Consider the following 16,284-nt stretch of genomic DNA (forward strand, 5'->3'; position numbering starts at 1 on the left):
GTTTAACCAGACGCTTGGTTCGGCGGCTATCACCTAATTCGGTATGGTAGAAGGTATCCTTGGCCCATTGCTCAGCATCTGTTGAAAACATAGTCACTTACCTCAACTTATGATTTTTTGTTGAGATCAGTCAGGCAGATAAAGGTTCAAAAAAAATCCCTCGATTCTCATCGAGGGATTTGTGTAGGAAAGCCAGGCTGCATGCGCCCTTGTTACCAATCAGTTGGGTGGCTGATTAAAGGTCTGTAATAAAGCGGCTTTCCGCTTGGACCTCTTTTTGTTTGTCGCCCGATGCACGCTCCATGACAAACGTGATGTCGGCAATGCGTTGGGTCATTTCGTAGGTGTCTACGCCTAAACTGATGGGCAGTGAGAACACTTCTCCCGCTTGCACTTTAACGGTTTGTGGGCCGTACCATTGCACGTCTTTTAGCCCTTTCACCGAGAGGGTATAGGTTTCATCACTTTGGGTCTTATTGAGGATTTTCAGCGTGTAGGTATTCTCAATCAGCCCTTGATTGTTGACGCGATACAGCTGGTTACGGTCACGAATGACATCCAATTCCATGGGCATCACGGACATGGCTAAGTAGATAAACATGGCCGTGACAATGGTCATAACGACGCCATAACCGACCAGTTTGGGTCGCATAACTGCCGTCTTCTTCCCTTCAAGCTTATGCTCGGTGGTATAGCTTATCAGTCCGCGTTCATAGCCCATGCGGTCCATGGTTTGGTCACAGGCATCAATACAGGCGCCACAGTTGATACATTCATACTGTAGGCCATCGCGAATATCGATGCCGGTCGGGCAGACTTGAACACATAAATTACAGTCAATACAGTCGCCCAGCCCCAACTCTTTGGGATCTTTTTTACGTGGGCGTGGGCCACGTTTTTCACCCCGTTCGACATCATAGCCGACAATAAAAGTGTCTTTGTCGAACATGGCAGATTGGAAACGTGCATAGGGACACATATGGATACACATAATCGAGCGCATCCATCCCGCATTTCCGTAAGTACAGGCGGCAAAGAAAATCACCCAAAAACCGACCCAGAAACTGGTATCAAAGGTGACTAAGTCCACCGCCAGCTCGCGCATGGGGACAAAATAGCCGACAAAGGTCATGCCCGTAATTAAAGAAATCACCCACCATGCTGCGTGTTTCGCGGTTTTGCGTACGGCCAGCTCAGGGGTCATTTTTAATGAGTCTTGTTTGCGACGCTTGTTGGCGGCGCCTTCGAGCTTTTCTTCAAACCAGATAAACAGGAAGGTCCACACGGTTTGCGGGCAAAGGTATCCACACCAGACGCGGCCGAGGAAGGTGGTAATAAAAAAGAGTCCGAACGCCCCAAGCATCAACAAGGCTGCCAATAAGGTCAGATCTTGTGGCCAAAGTGTGGTGCCAAAAAAGGTGAACTTCTGGTTGCCGATATCGAGCAAAATCGCTTGGCGCCCTTGATACGGGATCCAAGGAATCGCGAGAAACAGCACCATGAAAAACCAGCCCATATAGCGGCGCATCTTTTGGTAATAGCCTTTTACCGCGCGCACATAAATGCGATTGCTCGGATTAAAGCGATCGTCGCCCCCTTTATGGGTTTTCGGATTGTATTCTTTTGCGGTCACGTCTTTGACGTCTATCTTTTCGTTGCTCATGACATTGGCTTTCCTTGGGATGTCGAGGCCTTGGTACGTTGCCAGACCCTGTTTATCGTTGTGACGCGTGATTATAGCGTAGCCAGATTCGCGAATACTCTATCAGTGTCATAGTTTGCGAAACAGTCACAAACTAGAACAATTCCAGCTATAACAGCGCTCTATGTGTGCTCCCTGCCTCATTCCGCTTAAGATTGAATACCGCGAGCACGCAAGATAGCGGCTTTGAAGTCCTCTTCGCTGTCTTTTGCCAAGCCGGGAATAGGGGCAGTTTTATCTTCTAGTCGCATTTTGAGTTGATAGATCAAGGTGTCGTCCGAGATGTTATCCAGCCCGTCTTGATGACCAGCCTCTTGGGCAATGACAGTGAGCATCTCGACCAGTGAGCGCTCCGGCGTTTTCTGCCAAGACTGATTTAACAGCTCGAGCAGTTCATTGATGCGATGGCAATTCATAGGTGTCCTTTATGTGTGGCACGTAAAAAACACCATTTTGCCCGAGCGTATTGGGCTGAAACTTAGCCAAGATCAAATAAGGCGCAGGTGAGGATTAATTTATCGGCATCACGCGATTGCGGCCGAGTTTCTTCGCGCTATATAAGTGCTTGTCAGCACGATGAATGAGATCTGACGCAGACTCTCCCGTTTCATTATCGTACTCGGCAACGCCAATCGATACCGTGATATGGTCGAGCGTGTTGCCTCGGCGTCTGTCTTTGATAATCATCCGGTCGATAGCGGTGCGTATCGTTTCAGCAATCCGCTTGGCGCCATTGAGACGTTTTTGCGGGATGAGCAAAGCAAACTCTTCGCCGCCATAACGAAAGGCTTGGATGCCATCACGACAGTAATCGCTGAGGCGCTTGGCCACTTGTTTTAGCACGGTATCGCCAATCACATGGCCATAGGTGTCGTTGAGCTTTTTAAAGTGGTCAAGGTCAATCATGGCGAGGCAAAAAGGCGGAGTGAGATTGCTGTCGATATAGGCGGTGAGTTCTCGGTCGAAGGCACGGCGGTTTAATAGGCCGGTTAAGCCATCATGCGTGGCTTGCTCTGTCATTTCTGCCAGCGTCTGTTTGAGCTGAGAGATCTCTTGCTGCGCATCACTGAGCTGGTGCTTGAAGTAGCGGGTTGACTGGGTGAGCGATTGCGAGTCTTTAACCACGCTACGCACGACCGCGATGGTCTCATCGATAGACAAGCCCTCATCTTCTACCCGCGCAAGCTGTTCGAAGGTGCGATCTAACACACTCTGGAAAGCATCGGTGTCTTGCAATGTATCCGACATCGAGTGGCTCATCTCGGTCATCATCGATTCGAGGCTTTGCTTGAGAGCGCTCATGTCTTGGCTGTGTTTATCGGCGACGTGTTTTTGGTAGAGCATGTCACTTTGCAGCGGACTGCAGGTGCCGTGGTGCGTGAGCGTGTCGTCCACATCCGCATTGAGTTGAGGATCGGTATCCGCGACATAGGTGTACCACAACGCGTAGTTGGTAGGGGTGGTGGGCACCTTGTATTTCATCATTAACGGCACAGCTTTCTTTAGAAAACCGGTCGATTGTTGAAACTGATCATCCGACATGGCTACGTTGATACTCCCTGTCCGGTCGGGGGCCGGAAAAACACGTTATTATCAGTGTATACCCAAATTTAGGGCGCTGGCAGTGCGCGAGCCAAAAGTGTGTGCCTGTAGGCCAGATTGGCCTACAGGATATTGATTTAGAGAAAGAAAGGGCTGGGCTGGAAAAGACGCTCTACGTCTGGAATGTATTTTTTATCGACCAAGAACATCACCACATGATCGTCTTGTTGGATCACAGTTTTATCGTGTGCAATCAAGACTTCTTCGCCACGTACCACTGCCCCGATGGTGGTGCCGGGGGGCAGTTTGATATCGCCAATCTCACGGCCCACGACTTTGGATGTTGCAGCATCACCATGGGCGATGGCCTCGATGGCTTCGGCCGCGCCACGCCGTAGCGATGACACATTGACGATGTCACCGCGACGCACATGGGTTAGCAGGGCAGAGATGGTCGCTTGTTGAGGTGAGATGGCAATATCGATCGCACCGCCTTGCACTAAATCAACATACGCACCGCGTTGAATCAGCACCATGACTTTCTTTGCCCCAAGGCGTTTGGCCAACATGGCAGACATGATGTTCGCTTCATCTTCGTTGGTCACCGCGATAAAGACATCGATTTGATCAATGTGCTCTTCACTCAACAGCTCTTGATCGGAGGCATCACCACAAAATACCGTGGTATCTTCCAGCAACTCAGATAGGTGTTCGGCCCGGGCAGGATCGCGCTCGATAAGCTTAACGCTGTATTGGCGTTCAAGTGCCATGGCTAGGCCTGCCCCGATATTCCCGCCCCCGACAATCATGATCCGTTTGTAGGGTTTTTCGAGGCGTTGCAATTCACTCATCACGGAGCGAATGTGGTTACTGGCGGCGACAAAGAACACTTCATCATCGGCTTCGATAATGGTGGTGCCTTGCGGGCGAATCGGACGATCGCGACGGAAGATAGCGGCAACACGGGTGTCTACGTGCGGCATATGCTCACGCAGCGCCGACAAGGCCTTTCCGACAAGCGGGCCGCCGTAATACGCTTTGACGGCGACTAAGCCCACTTTGTTATCGGCAAAACCGACCACCTGCAGCGCCCCGGGATATTCAATGAGGCGGCGAATGTAGCGGGTGACGAGCTCTTCGGGCGCAATTAAATGATCGACCGGACAGGCCTCGCGATTAAACAGCTGATCTTTGACTGCTAAGTATTCTGGGCTGCGGATCCGGGCGACACGGTTAGGTGTATTAAATCGGGTATACGCAACCTGACAAGCAATCATATTGGTCTCGTCAGAATTGGTGACGGCAACCAACATATCAGCATCTTGTGCGCCAGCTTCTTGCAGCGTTGAGGGATGGCTGGCATAGCCTTGCACCACGCGCAGATCGTATTTGTCTTGCAAGTCACGCAGTCGCTCAGGCGCACAATCGACAATGGTGATGTCGTTGTTTTCACCCACCAAGTTTTCTGCCAAGGTGCCGCCGACTTGTCCGGCGCCCAAGATGATGATTTTCATGTTATTAATTCTCCCTGCTTGGCACTTAGGTCAGTGACTTTTCCAAGCATGCGTAGTAAAAGCCGTCCATGTCTTGCTCGCCGGGTAAAATCTGACGTCCCGGTACTTCTGACGAGCCGTTGCGTAAGTTGGCATCTGGTGTACGGGCGAGAAAATCACGGATTTGATGGCGATTTTCATCAGGTAAAACAGAACAGGTTGCATACACAAGAGTACCGCCCGGCTTAAGCTGCTGCCACATTGCATCCAAGATTGCCGCTTGGAGCGTGACGAGGGCGGCAATGTCGCTATCACGGCGTAACCATTTGATGTCGGGGTGGCGACGGATCACACCGGTTGCCGAACAGGGTGCATCAAGCAAAATACGGYCAAACGCGGGGCCTGAATGCCAAGTGCTGGGCTCGCGAGCATCGGCTTGTTTCACCGTGGCATTAAGCCCCAGTCGGGCAAGGTTCTCTTTGATGCGGCTCAATCTTTGCGCATCGGCATCAATCGCGGTCACGTGTGCGCTCGGTTGGTGCTCTAAGATATGACAGGTTTTTCCGCCCGGTGCCGCACAGCAATCAAGAATCGTCTCGTCTGCTTGCGGGGTCAGGTAGTCGACCGCGAGCTGGGCAGCGGCGTCTTGGACGGATACCCAACCTTGGTCAAACCCTGGTAAGCGCGATACATCGCACGGCTTGGCTAATTTGATCGCATCGCCAGCCTCAACGAAGCACTCTCCATCAATGCCCGCTTCTTTGAGTAGTGCAAGATAGGTATCAGGGCGATGGTACTGACGATTAACCCGCAGCCACATGGGCGCTTTTTGATGGTTGGCCGCGACAATCGCCTGCCATTGCTCGGGATAGGCTTCTTGTAACCGCTTGAGTAGCCAACTGGGGTGGCAAAACTCGCCGGCGGCATTGGCGCTACTGGCTTCATCTAACGCGGTTTGCTCGCGTTGATATTGACGCAAGATGGCATTGATCAATCCACGAAGTTGAGGGCGCTTGAGTGTTTGGGTGGCGTTCACGGTTTCAGCCACCGCAGCATGCGCTGGGATGCGCATATAGCCTAATTGATACAAGCCGACCAGAATGAGGTGATGAAAGACACGTTGTTTGCCTTTCAGTGGCTTATCCATCAAGGATTGCACGATTTGCTCAAGGCGTGGCAACCAACGTAAGGTGCCATAACACATCTCTTGTAATAAGGCCGCGTCACGCGGTGCGATACGTTGCTGGGCTAAAGGCAGTTGTTGTGACAGGGACTGACCCTGATCGACAACTTGATACAGAACGCGGGCAGCCGCGGCTCTTACATTCATGCTGTTACCTACATTGCAGCCAAGTGGCGAGTAGTATGCCACCAAGGGGCGTTAACCAATAAAAAAGGCCAGTGGACTGGCCTTTGAATGACGATGACACGGTAAACCGTGTTCATTATAGCTGTGTACCAATCTCAAACCATTCACGGCGCGCGTTGAGCAGCTCATGGGCTTGCATGGCTTTTTTACCGGGAGGCTGAAGCTGTGTTAGCTGGAGTACACCTTTGCCGGTAGCAACCTGAATACCGTGCTTGTCGGTATTGATCACCGTGCCAGGTGTGGCGTCGACATCAATGTCGAGCACATTGGCCTGCCAGACTTTGATATTTTGCTCTTCCAAGGTGAAGTAGCTGACTGGACGTGGATTAAAGGCGCGAATGCAGCGTCCGATAAATGCAGCATCTTGTGTCCAATCAATTTTGGCTTCTTGCTTGGTCAGCTTCTCAGCATAGTTGGCTTTGGCATCGTTTTGTGGCTCGGCAAGAATAATGCCGTTGGCCATGTCATTGAGACAATCAATCAAGGCTTGGGGCCCCAATTCTGCCAAACGCGTATACAAGCTGGCACTGGTATCGGTTTCTTCGATAGGCAGCGTGGCGATTTTTAGCATATCGCCGGTATCAAGGCCTTCGTCCATCTGCATGATAGTGACACCGGTTTCGGTATCGCCCGCCCACACGGCACGCTCAATTGGCGCGGCGCCGCGCCAACGTGGCAAAATAGAGCCGTGGACATTCACACAGCCCAATCGCGGTGTATCCAGTACTGCTTTGGGCAGGATCAGCCCGTAAGCGACCACCACCATCACGTCAGCGTTTAAGGCTGCCAGTTCCGCTTGCGCTTGTTCATCACGCAGCGTGCGGGGTTGATACACGGGTAAGTCATGCTCAAGCGCGAGCTTTTTCACTGGGCTTGCCGTGAGCTTCTTGCCTCGGCCTGCCGGTTTATCTTCGCGGCTATAAACCGCAATCACCTCATGCTCACTGTCGAGCAGGGCTTGCAAATGGCGCGCGGCAAAATCCGGCGTGCCCGCAAATACAATACGCAGCGGTGTACTCAAAGTGACCTCAGCTTGCTTTTTGGTTAGCGCGTTTGATTTTTTCCATCTTCTGCTTGATGCGTTGACGCTTCAATGGCGAGAGGTAGTCAACAAACAGCTTACCTTCTAAATGGTCAAGCTCATGCTGGACACAAATGGCCAACAGATCGTCAGCATCAAACTGATATGGATTGCCGTCGCGGTCTAACGCTTTCACAGTCACTTCGGCGGCACGTGGCACTAAGGCACGGGAACCCGGTACGGACAGGCACCCTTCTTCGATACCGTCTTCACCCCGTTTTTCGATGATCTCTGGGTTAATTAACACCATAGGGTCATCGCGGGTTTCTGAGATATCGATCACTACAATGCGTTGGTGAAAGTCCACCTGGGTCGCCGCGAGGCCAATACCGTCTTCGTCGTACATGGTCTCGAGCATGTCGTCGACCATTTTTTGGATCTCAGGCGTCACTGCTTCCACCGGCTTGGCGACGGTGCGAAGACGCTCATCTGGGAATGTTAATACGTTCAATAAAGCCATAACGTCTCATAAAAATTGAACTGTGCCGAAAGCGGCACGGGGTAATTGGGTTAATTCTAGACATTTTGACAGCCAATTGACAGCATCAGCATCATCCGTCTGGTGAGGAAGACATTGATGACAAGAAAGCTATTCAATCTCGCCGCCGCTGGGCTATTGGCTATCGCGCTACCAGTACTGGCAGCCGGCCCCGCCGAGAGTCAGCGATATGTGGTTGAGCGAGGGGATACCCTGTGGGATATCGCCGCTGCCTTTTTCGATAACCCTTGGCAATGGCCTGAAGTGTGGTACGCAAATCCGGCCATAAAGGATCCCAATCTGATTTATCCCGGCGATGTGCTCACCCTCACATGGCAAGCGGGAAAACCGACCGTTAGCTATAAGCCCAGACGTGCGATTGCAGCAAAGGGAGATACGCCCAACACGCCAGCGCTGAGCAGTGTGGATCCTGTGCTGCTGCCGTATTTACAGCAGGACATACTGGTTGAAAAGGCGCGTTTGGTGGCGCTGACTCGCGTCCTTGGCTCGACGGATGGACGTCAATATCTGTCAGTACACGATACCCTATATGTGGATGCGTCCCTGAGTGTTAAGGATTGGCAAGTGTTTCGGGTTGAGAAAACCTTTTTACGCCCTGCGCCGTCAGAGGCTAGCGCCGAACCTACCGCGATGGTGAGCTTAAAACATGTGGCTGATGGGCGTATTCGTGCGCGAAGTGAAGGCCGCAGTGTGATGACATTGACACGGGTGGTGCAGGAAGTGCGCCCCAATGATGTCTTGTTACCTTTGCCCGAGAACACGCATCCGCGTTTTTGGCCCCAAGCGGCTCAAACTGATGCCACATTATTGGGGCATCTGTATGGCAGTGAGTATGTCGCGAATGGTCAGCTTGTGGTACTTGATAAAGGCGCCAATGATGGCGTGACAGCCGGGCAAATGTTTACTGTCACTGAAGCTGGTGCCAACGTATTAAATGGCCCTGGTGAGTATCGCTATCAAAACGCAAGTGACAGTGCTGCGCAGCCGATGACCGCCTTGCCTGATGTGACGGTGGGACAAACCATGGTGGTTCGGGCTTATCCGTGGGTAAGTTTGGCGGTGATCACGCAAGCGCGTCAGCCGATCAAAGCCGGCATGCATGCGGTGCCACCGTCCCCTCAACTGGCCTATGCGCGATAAATCCCTGCGAGGGTGGTTGATACTGACCCAAGTGCCGCGGTTGCGCGTTTCGCAGCGACGCGCGCTGTTGGCCAAAGTGCCCATCGATGCGTTGAGTGAGCAAACTGCTCATGATCTTGCCGCGGTTGGTTTAACCGCTGAGCAGTGTCAGGCCGTCACGCATCCCAATCATGCCATGATTGAGCGTAGCCTTGAGTGGGCGAGGCAAGAGAATTGCCACCTGATTGGCTTTGACCACCCAGCTTACCCTGCATTACTCCGAGAAATCGCACGGCCGCCTTTGCTCTTGTATGTGCAAGGCGATCTGACTTGCTTGGCGATGCCTCAATTGGCGATGGTGGGCAGTCGTCACGCGACCCCGCAAGGTTTAGAAACGGCGTATCAATTTGCTAAACAATTGGTTGAGCATGGTGTTGCGATTACCAGTGGGCTTGCGCTAGGTATCGATGGCCGAGCACACAAAGGTGCTCTTGAAGGCCACGGCAAGACATTAGCAGTGCTAGGAAGCGGGCTTGCCAATGTGTATCCTGCACGACATCGTGCATTGGCTGAGCGGATTGAAGCACAAGGCGCACTGGTCTCAGAGTTCTGGCCAGAGGCTCCGCCAAGGGCTGAGCACTTTCCGCGGCGCAATCGACTGATCAGTGGGTTATCGGCAGGCGTATTAGTGGTAGAGGCCGCGCCACAAAGTGGGTCGCTGATCACGGCACGTTATGCACTTGAGCAAAATCGTGATGTGTTTGCGATTCCTGGGCCCATTGACCAAGTCCAGTCGCGTGGGTGCCACCAATTGATTAAACAAGGGGCCACACTCACAGACTGTGTCGATGATATCTTGCATGAAATTGATAGCCTGATAAGCTTCGCCGCGTGTCAACAAACCGAATTATTTAGTGACGCGCCTAAGTTAGATACACATGAAGGATTGCCATTTCCTGAGCTGTTGGCTAACGTAGGTACTAAAGCGACGTGTGTCGACGTACTGGCTGAGCGCTGCAACCAACCGGTTCACGAAATCATGATGCAGTTGTTAGACTTAGAACTCCAGGGGCTTGTAGCAGCAGTACCCGGTGGCTATGTCAGAACGAGGAGGGGCTAGCCATGATGGACATTCTTATGTACCTGTTCGAAACCTACATCCATAGCGATGTGGAAGTGATGATCGATCAGGACGAGTTAGCAGATGAATTGTCCCGTGCGGGTTTTCATCAAGACGATATATATAAAGCCCTGAACTGGCTTGAAAAGCTGGCACAGTTGCAAAATGCGGATAAACAGCCTTACCTATCAGGCAGTGCCCAAAGCTCGATCCGAATCTATACCGAGCAAGAAACACGCTTTATTGACCAAGAAAGCCGAGGCTTCCTTTTATTCTTGGAGCAAGCAGGGGTACTTTCACCGGAAACGCGTGAAATGGTCATCGATCGGGTGATGGAGCTCGAGACCCAAGAATTCTGTCTTGATGACCTAAAATGGGTCATTTTGATGGTGCTGTTTAATGTGCCCGGTAACGAACGTGCATATACACAGATGGAAGAAATGCTGTACGACGTACAAGAGGGATACGTGCACTAACGCTTATCAATGACAGTAAAAGGTGTGAATGAGTAAAGATAACACCCCGAATACCCATGAGCGCTGCCCGGAATGTGGCAGCGCTCTTGCGTTTAAATCGGGCAAACGAGGCCCGTTTCTGGCCTGTACGGCCTACCCAGACTGCCACTATACCAAAGCGTTACATCATGGTGATGGCCATGTAGTAAAAGCCCTTGGCGTGGCTTGCCCGGCGTGTCATCAGGGAGAATTGGTGTTACGCCAAGGTCGATTCGGTATGTTTATTGGCTGTGATCAGTTCCCGCAATGTACGCATATCGAAAAACCGGATGAACCGGATCATACTACCCTCACTTGCCCTGCCTGCCACAAAGGTGAGCTGGTGGAGCGCACCTCGCGTTACGGCAAGCGCTTTTTTGCCTGTGACCAATACCCGAAGTGTCATTTTGCGGTAAACGCACAACCGATAGCCGGCACCTGCGAGCAATGTGGCTTTGCGCTGCTGGTGGAACGCAAGAAAGGCGGCAAGACGGTGCATCAATGTGCCGATAAACCCTGCAGCGCGATTCAAGGTGAACCGACTGCAGAATCGGAAAGCGAGGGTTAATCGGTTTGCGCGGCGAGAGCCAAGGCAGCCGATTTTAAGCCGTGAAAAGCATCGTCGGGGAGGTAGCTGGCGAGGCTGGCTAACTTGGTGGCAAGCGCCGCGTTCGACGTGGCCGTGACATTAATATGGCCCACTTTGCGTCCCGGACGAGGCGTTTTGTTATACCAATGCACATGGGCATCACGATAGGTCGCAAGCGGGACACTGCCTTGGCCTAAGATATTAATCATCGCCGTCGGCTGGATTAAATCGGTCGGGCCGAGGGGTAAGCCGCTGACGGCGCGCAGGTGGTTTTCAAACTGGCAACACGCGCTACCTTGCTGTGTCCAGTGACCGGAGTTGTGCACCCGAGGTGCTATCTCGTTCACCAGCAAGCTGCCGTCTACATCAAAGAATTCCACCGCGAGCACTCCCACATAGTTAAGCGCGCTGGCAATCTTTTCCAACATGTCCGCGGCCTGTGTTTGCAAGGCATGCTCATCCGGGCGCACCACAGACAAGGTTAATATCCCATCATGGTGGTGGTTTTGGGTCAGGCTATAACTGGCAAATTCACCATTCGCGCCACGCACACCAATCAGTGACACTTCTCGGTCAAAGGGGATCATGGCTTCGGCAATGATGGCTTGGCCATCGCGTTGCTCTGGCGCGCTAAGAAAGGCGTCGAGCTCGGCCCATAATGCGTGAAGATCATCGCCGTCACGATAGCGCCACTGTCCTTTGCCGTCATAACCATCCAAGGTGCTTTTGAGGACCAAGGGTGTCCCCAGTGCGTCGACCGCCTTTTCTAAATCAGCTTGTGTATACACCACTCGGTATGGCGCATTGGCGACGCCTGCTTGCATCAGCAGAGCTTTCTCAATTTGGCGGTCGCCACCGGTTAGAATCGCCTGAGCACTGGGGCGTAACTTCCCGCTTTGCTCGCATTGGTGCAAGATATCAGCGGGGATATGCTCAAATTCTGCGGTAATAATATCTGCGCCAGCGATGGCCGTATTGAGGCCGTGCCCCAAAGGTTGCAGCGTCAGTGGGTGAATAATGTCGCCACTACGCACATCATAGGCGCTGACGATAAGATTGAGCGGCGCGCCGGCCAAGGCCATCATCCGAGCCAGTTGTCCCGCGCCTAACACCAGAATATTCATGGCCTTACCCTTGTGGGTTGGGTTGAGCGAGAACGGCCTCAGTTTGCGCTTGGCGGAACGCATCCACTTTTGCCATCAAATCAGGGTCGGCCGTTGCGAGAATTTGTGCCGCAAGGAGGCCTGCATTCGCGGCGCCTGCGTCACCAATAGCAAGCGTGCCCACAGCTACACCTTTGGGCATTTGAGCAATAGAAAGCAATGAGTCCATTCCCTTTAATGCTTTTGACTGGACCGGAACGCCGAGCACCGGCAGGCTGGTGTGTGCGGCGGTCATCCCAGGCAGATGGGCGGCACCACCGGCGCCGGCAATAATCACTTTAATCCCGCGCTCGGCCGCTTGTTGGGCGTAGTCGGCAAGTAACTGTGGTGTGCGATGGGCAGAGACAATACGGGTTTCGTAAGGGATGGCAAAGTGATCCAACATAGCCGCTGCATGTGTCATGGTAGGCCAATCGGATTGCGAGCCCATGATGATACCGACAGTCATAATACGTCCTTCTTGATGACAAGCGTGAATAAGATAAGCTGAGCGTGACGCGAATTATACCCAGATTTCATCGCAAGGAAAACGTTTGCGTCAGCGGTGGGGGATGAAATTCCGTCAAGATCCCAGTGCGTGGATCAGGTAAAGTAAGCACATAGTCTCAGTAACAAAGGATGTGAGCGTGGCACACGGTCAGTCGACAATTGATAAGCAAGCCGTGAAGGCTTTTTTCCTCCAGCTTCAAGATGATATTTGCCAACAGCTTGCGCAAGAAGATGGCCAAGCGTGTTTTTTTGAAGATGCGTGGGAGCGTGAGAAAGGGGGCGGTGGCCGCAGTCGCGTCCTGCGTCAGGGCCAAGTATTTGAGCAAGCGGGAGTGAACTTCTCGCACGTATTTGGCGATCAAATGCCTGCCTCGGCGACCGCGCACCGTCCAGAGCTTGCTGGGCGCTGTTTTGAGGCCATGGGGGTGTCGTTAGTGATCCATCCTCATAACCCGTACGTGCCGACCTCGCACGCAAACGTGCGGTTTTTCATTGCCGAAAAAGAAGGTACAGATCCTGTGTGGTGGTTTGGCGGCGGCTTTGACCTCACACCTTTCTATCCGTTCGATGAAGACTGCCAGCACTGGCATCAGACCGCCAAAGCCTTATGCGCGCCTTTTGGTGATAGTGTGTACGCTGATCACAAAGCATGGTGCGATCGCTATTTTTATCTGCCCCACCGTGATGAAACCCGTGGCGTCGGCGGGCTTTTCTTTGATGATTTGAACCAATGGCCATTCGAACAGTGCTTTGCCTACACCCAAGCGGTTGGAAAAGGCTTTATCGATGCCTACCTGCCGATAGTACAGCGCCGCAAAGCCACGCCTTATGGTGAGCGAGAACGCGATTTTCAGCTTTATCGCCGCGGACGCTATGTCGAGTTTAACTTGGTGTATGACAGAGGCACGCTATTTGGCTTACAAAGTGGTGGGCGTACCGAATCTATTCTGATGTCGATGCCGCCGATGGCGCGCTGGGAATATAACTGGTCACCTGATGAAGATGCACCGGAAGCGAGACTTTATCGCGACTACCTTAAACCGAGGGAGTGGTAACGGATGACCGATCGTTATTGCGTGGTAGGCCACCCGATTGGCCACAGTAAGTCGCCGCAGATCCACGCCGCATTTGCGACGCAAACCCAACAAGACATCGACTATCAAGCCATTGAGGCGCCGCTTGAAGGCTTTGTGACCACCATGCAGGCGTTTTTTGCGCAAGGAGGGCGCGGCGCCAATGTGACCGTACCTTTTAAACAGCAAGCGTATGAATGGGTTGATACACTGACAGAGCGTGCCCGCCGCGCCGGTGCCGTGAATACGCTGGTTAAGCAAAGCGATGGTTCCCTACTGGGTGATAATACGGACGGGGCAGGTTTGGTAACTGACTTACACTACCACCATGTGGCACTGCGCGATAAGCGCATTATGGTTGTGGGAGCAGGCGGTGCAGCAAGGGGTGTGTTGCTTCCTTTACTGGAGCAAGAGCCAGCATTGCTGATGATAGTGAATCGCACCGAGCAAAAAGCCCAGCAATTAGCCGCTGCATTTGGTGAGGCCGGACCGATCACCAGTCATGCCGTGGATAAACCCATGGCGGCGCCCGTTGATGTGATCATTAATGCGACCTCGGCGAGCTTACATCAAAGCCATCCCCCTCTCCCGCAAGGAGCGATTGGCCCAGCGACCACTGTCTATGACATGGTGTATCAAGCTGGCTGTACAACCAGCAACCAATGGGCGCAACGCCAAGGAGCAGGGCGATGTTTAGACGGCTTGGGCATGCTGGTGGAACAAGCGGCGGAAAGCTTTGCTATATGGCGTGGCTGTCGGCCGCAAACCGAACGTGTGCGCGAGCAGTTAAGAGAGGCACTCAGTCGATGAATCAATCCCTTATTCTGGCTGCGGACGAAGCGCAGGTCGATACCGCAAAGGCGCGTGTTTGTTTCTACGGCCAACTTAATGGTGCGTTGTTAACATGTGCTGTCCGCTTTACCACCTTATCAGCGCTCGCCGGCTGTGCGGTAGACTCGGATAATGCGCAGGCGATTGTCGAACAGGTTTGGTTTGATATTGAAGAGCAAATGGAAGCGGCCATCGAATCAGAAGCGTTTGAACCCGATGGCAGCTTGGTGATCTAGTGCTCGCAGCGGTAGATGTCTTTAGTGTCGACATAGTTTTGCGCTGAGCGTGCAAAATAGGCACGCTCTTTGTCAGTGAGGGGGCGAACCTGTTTGACCGGTGAGCCAACATACAGGTAGCCGCTCTCTAAGCGTTTTCCGGGCGGGACTAAACTACCAGCGCCAATCAGCACTTCATCTTCAATCACAGCGTCGTCAAGAATAATCGTCCCCATTCCCACTAGAACTCGGTTGCCAATCCGGCAGCCGTGTAACATGACCTTGTGGCCGATTGTCACTTCTTCACCAATGATCAGCGGGTAACCATTTGGGTTTTCCGCATTTTTATGGGTGACATGAAGGACGGAGCCATCTTGCACATTGGTCCGTGCGCCAATCTGGATATGGTTCACGTCACCACGTGCCGCAACCAGCGGCCAAATACTCACATCATCGCCTAGCGTAATATCGCCAGCCAATACACTGGATTCATCAATATAGACGCGTTCGCCCAGCTGAGGCATCATGCCTTTATAAGCGCGCAACTGTTTTGCCATCACAAATCCCTCTTTATATCGCTATACAATGTCAGATAACGCTGACTTTGGTACCAGTTTTACACCCTAGCGAGCAAAAAAACAGCGAGTGATAGTTTTTTTCTAAAAAACCACTAAAAAGGGGTTGCCAATCTGATCAGCTTCCCTATAATGCGCCTCCATCGACACGGCACACAGGGCAAGCGCTCAGCGGCCATGTCGGGGCAAAAAATCAAATAAAAATAAACGCTTGACGTTAGTTTTTAAATGATTAAGATAGCCCACCTACTTAACGCCGACAACGCGTTAGGGGAGTCAAAAAGAGGTTTTGTTTTCGCCGGTTGGCATCAACAAAAAGATAAAATTTCTTCTTGACTTCATCGGCAAGGCGAGTAATATACGCAGCCCTGACCGAGCGAAGCAACGCTTCGCAAGNCCTACTTAACGCCGACAACGCGTTAGGGGAGTCAAAAAGAGGTTTTGTTTTCGCCGGTTGGCATCAACAAAAAGATAAAATTTCTTCTTGACTTCATCGGCAAGGCGAGTAATATACGCAGCCCTGACCGAGCGAAGCAACGCTTCGCAAGTCAACGCTCTTTAACAATTTGACCTATGCAATCTGTGTGGGCACTCGTTGAGAATAGACAAAAAGATTTATTCGATGAACTGAGTGACCAAACGATAACTTTTAGTTATTCGGCACAGTCAATTCGTTTTTCTCTTCGGAGATAAACAGTAATCAGTATTCATTGAGCTGAAACTTCGGTTTCGAAAAAAACTTTAATTGAAGAGTTTGATCATGGCTCAGATTGAACGCTGGCGGCAGGCCTAACACATGCAAGTCGAGCGGAAACGGCAGTATTGAAGCTTCGGTGGATTTACTGGACGTCGAGCGGCGGACGGGTGAGTAACGGCTGGGAACCTGCCCTGACGAGGGGGATAACCGTTGGAAACGACGGCTAATACCGC

Annotated in this window: 18 protein-coding genes and 1 rRNA gene; 8 read left to right on the forward strand and 11 right to left on the reverse strand. The window is 52.3% G+C overall.

Features of this window, described 5'->3' with window-relative positions; genetic code table 11:
* The 8 genes from BZJ18_RS15435 to def form a co-directional block, all read right to left on the reverse strand.
* On the reverse strand, positions 1–91 hold a 91-nt coding region (locus BZJ18_RS15435; RefSeq protein WP_131825298.1), incomplete at its 3' end, for a transposase DNA-binding-containing protein.
* A gap of 144 nt (positions 92–235) precedes the next feature.
* Entirely contained in the window at positions 236–1,663 is a 1,428-nt protein-coding gene (gene ccoG, locus BZJ18_RS15440) for a cytochrome c oxidase accessory protein CcoG (RefSeq protein ID WP_077458095.1), read from the reverse strand.
* Positions 1,664–1,851: 188 nt separating this feature from the next.
* Complete coding sequence (locus BZJ18_RS15445; protein WP_077458097.1) at positions 1,852–2,118, reverse strand: YihD family protein; 267 nt, start codon at positions 2,116–2,118, stop codon at positions 1,852–1,854.
* Between the two features lie 94 nt (positions 2,119–2,212).
* The gene (locus BZJ18_RS15450) at positions 2,213–3,244 is read right to left on the reverse strand and encodes a GGDEF domain-containing protein (RefSeq protein WP_077458099.1); all 1,032 of its coding nucleotides are present in this window, start codon (positions 3,242–3,244) and stop codon (positions 2,213–2,215) included.
* 137 nt (positions 3,245–3,381) lie between these two features.
* Complete coding sequence (trkA, locus tag BZJ18_RS15455) at positions 3,382–4,767, reverse strand: Trk system potassium transporter TrkA (RefSeq protein ID WP_443216519.1); 1,386 nt, start codon at positions 4,765–4,767, stop codon at positions 3,382–3,384.
* 16 nt (positions 4,768–4,783) lie between these two features.
* Positions 4,784–6,067 (reverse strand): 16S rRNA (cytosine(967)-C(5))-methyltransferase RsmB, encoded by a 1,284-nt coding sequence (rsmB, locus tag BZJ18_RS15460; RefSeq protein ID WP_077458101.1) that lies wholly within the window; start codon positions 6,065–6,067, stop codon positions 4,784–4,786.
* 115 nt (positions 6,068–6,182) lie between these two features.
* Complete coding sequence (gene fmt / locus BZJ18_RS15465) at positions 6,183–7,127, reverse strand: methionyl-tRNA formyltransferase (protein WP_077458103.1); 945 nt, start codon at positions 7,125–7,127, stop codon at positions 6,183–6,185.
* 7 nt (positions 7,128–7,134) lie between these two features.
* A complete protein-coding gene (gene def / locus BZJ18_RS15470) occupies positions 7,135–7,647 on the reverse strand; it encodes a peptide deformylase (RefSeq protein ID WP_077458105.1) in 513 nt (170 codons plus the stop codon).
* Positions 7,648–7,764: 117 nt separating this feature from the next.
* Here def and BZJ18_RS15475 point away from each other — a divergent pair, with 117 nt between their 5' ends.
* The 4 genes from BZJ18_RS15475 to BZJ18_RS15490 are packed head-to-tail and all read left to right on the forward strand — an operon-like array spanning position 7,765 to position 10,987.
* Positions 7,765–8,826 carry a LysM peptidoglycan-binding domain-containing protein gene (locus BZJ18_RS15475; RefSeq protein WP_077458107.1) on the forward strand — a complete coding sequence of 354 codons (1,062 nt, stop codon included), beginning with the start codon at positions 7,765–7,767 and terminating at the stop codon, positions 8,824–8,826.
* Positions 8,816–9,925: a DNA-processing protein DprA gene (dprA, locus tag BZJ18_RS15480; protein WP_077458109.1), complete on the forward strand. Its 1,110-nt coding sequence runs from the start codon at positions 8,816–8,818 to the stop codon at positions 9,923–9,925. Before BZJ18_RS15475 ends, dprA begins: the two co-directional genes overlap by 11 nt.
* A 2-nt stretch (positions 9,926–9,927) precedes the next feature.
* Positions 9,928–10,401, forward strand: a complete 474-nt coding sequence (locus tag BZJ18_RS15485) for a DUF494 family protein (protein ID WP_077458111.1) — start codon at positions 9,928–9,930, stop codon at positions 10,399–10,401.
* A 28-nt stretch (positions 10,402–10,429) separates the two neighbouring features.
* Positions 10,430–10,987: a DNA topoisomerase family protein gene (locus BZJ18_RS15490; protein ID WP_077458113.1), complete on the forward strand. Its 558-nt coding sequence runs from the start codon at positions 10,430–10,432 to the stop codon at positions 10,985–10,987.
* Here BZJ18_RS15490 and BZJ18_RS15495 read toward each other — a convergent pair.
* Together BZJ18_RS15495 and purE are read right to left on the reverse strand one after the other, a co-directional pair.
* The gene (locus BZJ18_RS15495; RefSeq protein WP_077458115.1) at positions 10,984–12,132 is read right to left on the reverse strand and encodes a 5-(carboxyamino)imidazole ribonucleotide synthase; all 1,149 of its coding nucleotides are present in this window, start codon (positions 12,130–12,132) and stop codon (positions 10,984–10,986) included. The two genes, BZJ18_RS15490 and BZJ18_RS15495, sit on opposite strands and share 4 nt — an antisense overlap.
* Before the next feature lie 4 nt (positions 12,133–12,136).
* On the reverse strand, positions 12,137–12,619 hold the full coding sequence (gene purE / locus BZJ18_RS15500; protein ID WP_069362358.1) for a 5-(carboxyamino)imidazole ribonucleotide mutase: 483 nt from the start codon (positions 12,617–12,619) through the stop codon (positions 12,137–12,139).
* Positions 12,620–12,797: 178 nt separating this feature from the next.
* On the opposite strand from purE, the gene hemF reads away from it, so the two are divergent.
* The 3 genes from hemF to BZJ18_RS15515 are packed head-to-tail and all read left to right on the forward strand — an operon-like array spanning position 12,798 to position 14,800.
* Positions 12,798–13,715, forward strand: coding sequence for an oxygen-dependent coproporphyrinogen oxidase (gene hemF / locus BZJ18_RS15505; RefSeq protein WP_077458117.1), 918 nt, complete (start codon positions 12,798–12,800; stop codon positions 13,713–13,715).
* A gap of 3 nt (positions 13,716–13,718) precedes the next feature.
* Positions 13,719–14,543 carry a shikimate dehydrogenase gene (gene aroE, locus BZJ18_RS15510; protein ID WP_077458119.1) on the forward strand — a complete coding sequence of 275 codons (825 nt, stop codon included), beginning with the start codon at positions 13,719–13,721 and terminating at the stop codon, positions 14,541–14,543.
* The gene (locus tag BZJ18_RS15515; protein ID WP_158010045.1) at positions 14,540–14,800 is read left to right on the forward strand and encodes a DUF1488 domain-containing protein; all 261 of its coding nucleotides are present in this window, start codon (positions 14,540–14,542) and stop codon (positions 14,798–14,800) included. Before aroE ends, BZJ18_RS15515 begins: the two co-directional genes overlap by 4 nt.
* Here BZJ18_RS15515 and BZJ18_RS15520 read toward each other — a convergent pair.
* The gene (locus tag BZJ18_RS15520; RefSeq protein ID WP_077458123.1) at positions 14,797–15,336 is read right to left on the reverse strand and encodes a gamma carbonic anhydrase family protein; all 540 of its coding nucleotides are present in this window, start codon (positions 15,334–15,336) and stop codon (positions 14,797–14,799) included. The genes BZJ18_RS15515 and BZJ18_RS15520 overlap by 4 nt on opposite strands.
* Positions 15,337–16,096: 760 nt before the next feature.
* On the opposite strand from BZJ18_RS15520, the gene BZJ18_RS15525 reads away from it, so the two are divergent.
* Positions 16,097–16,284 (forward strand): 16S ribosomal RNA (locus BZJ18_RS15525); the annotation flags it as partial.

The organism is Salinivibrio sp. IB872 (genome assembly GCF_001995345.1).
Taxonomy (GTDB): domain Bacteria; phylum Pseudomonadota; class Gammaproteobacteria; order Enterobacterales; family Vibrionaceae; genus Salinivibrio; species Salinivibrio proteolyticus.

Bases quoted from the DNA above. Each gene is read 5' to 3' on its own strand.
- ccoG (WP_077458095.1), bottom strand. From the start codon at position 1,663: ATGAGCAACGAAAAGATAGACGTCAAAGACGTGACCGCAAAAGAATAC.
- purE (WP_069362358.1), bottom strand. From the start codon at position 12,619: ATGACTGTCGGTATCATCATGGGCTCGCAATCCGATTGGCCTACCATG.
- aroE (WP_077458119.1), top strand. From the start codon at position 13,719: ATGACCGATCGTTATTGCGTGGTAGGCCACCCGATTGGCCACAGTAAG.
- BZJ18_RS15450 (WP_077458099.1), bottom strand. From the start codon at position 3,244: ATGTCGGATGATCAGTTTCAACAATCGACCGGTTTTCTAAAGAAAGCT.
- BZJ18_RS15520 (WP_077458123.1), bottom strand. From the start codon at position 15,336: ATGGCAAAACAGTTGCGCGCTTATAAAGGCATGATGCCTCAGCTGGGC.
- BZJ18_RS15475 (WP_077458107.1), top strand. From the start codon at position 7,765: ATGACAAGAAAGCTATTCAATCTCGCCGCCGCTGGGCTATTGGCTATC.
- BZJ18_RS15515 (WP_158010045.1), top strand. From the start codon at position 14,540: ATGAATCAATCCCTTATTCTGGCTGCGGACGAAGCGCAGGTCGATACC.
- BZJ18_RS15485 (WP_077458111.1), top strand. From the start codon at position 9,928: ATGATGGACATTCTTATGTACCTGTTCGAAACCTACATCCATAGCGAT.
- BZJ18_RS15490 (WP_077458113.1), top strand. From the start codon at position 10,430: ATGAGTAAAGATAACACCCCGAATACCCATGAGCGCTGCCCGGAATGT.
- BZJ18_RS15495 (WP_077458115.1), bottom strand. From the start codon at position 12,132: ATGAATATTCTGGTGTTAGGCGCGGGACAACTGGCTCGGATGATGGCC.
- BZJ18_RS15445 (WP_077458097.1), bottom strand. From the start codon at position 2,118: ATGAATTGCCATCGCATCAATGAACTGCTCGAGCTGTTAAATCAGTCT.
- def (WP_077458105.1), bottom strand. From the start codon at position 7,647: ATGGCTTTATTGAACGTATTAACATTCCCAGATGAGCGTCTTCGCACC.
- dprA (WP_077458109.1), top strand. From the start codon at position 8,816: ATGCGCGATAAATCCCTGCGAGGGTGGTTGATACTGACCCAAGTGCCG.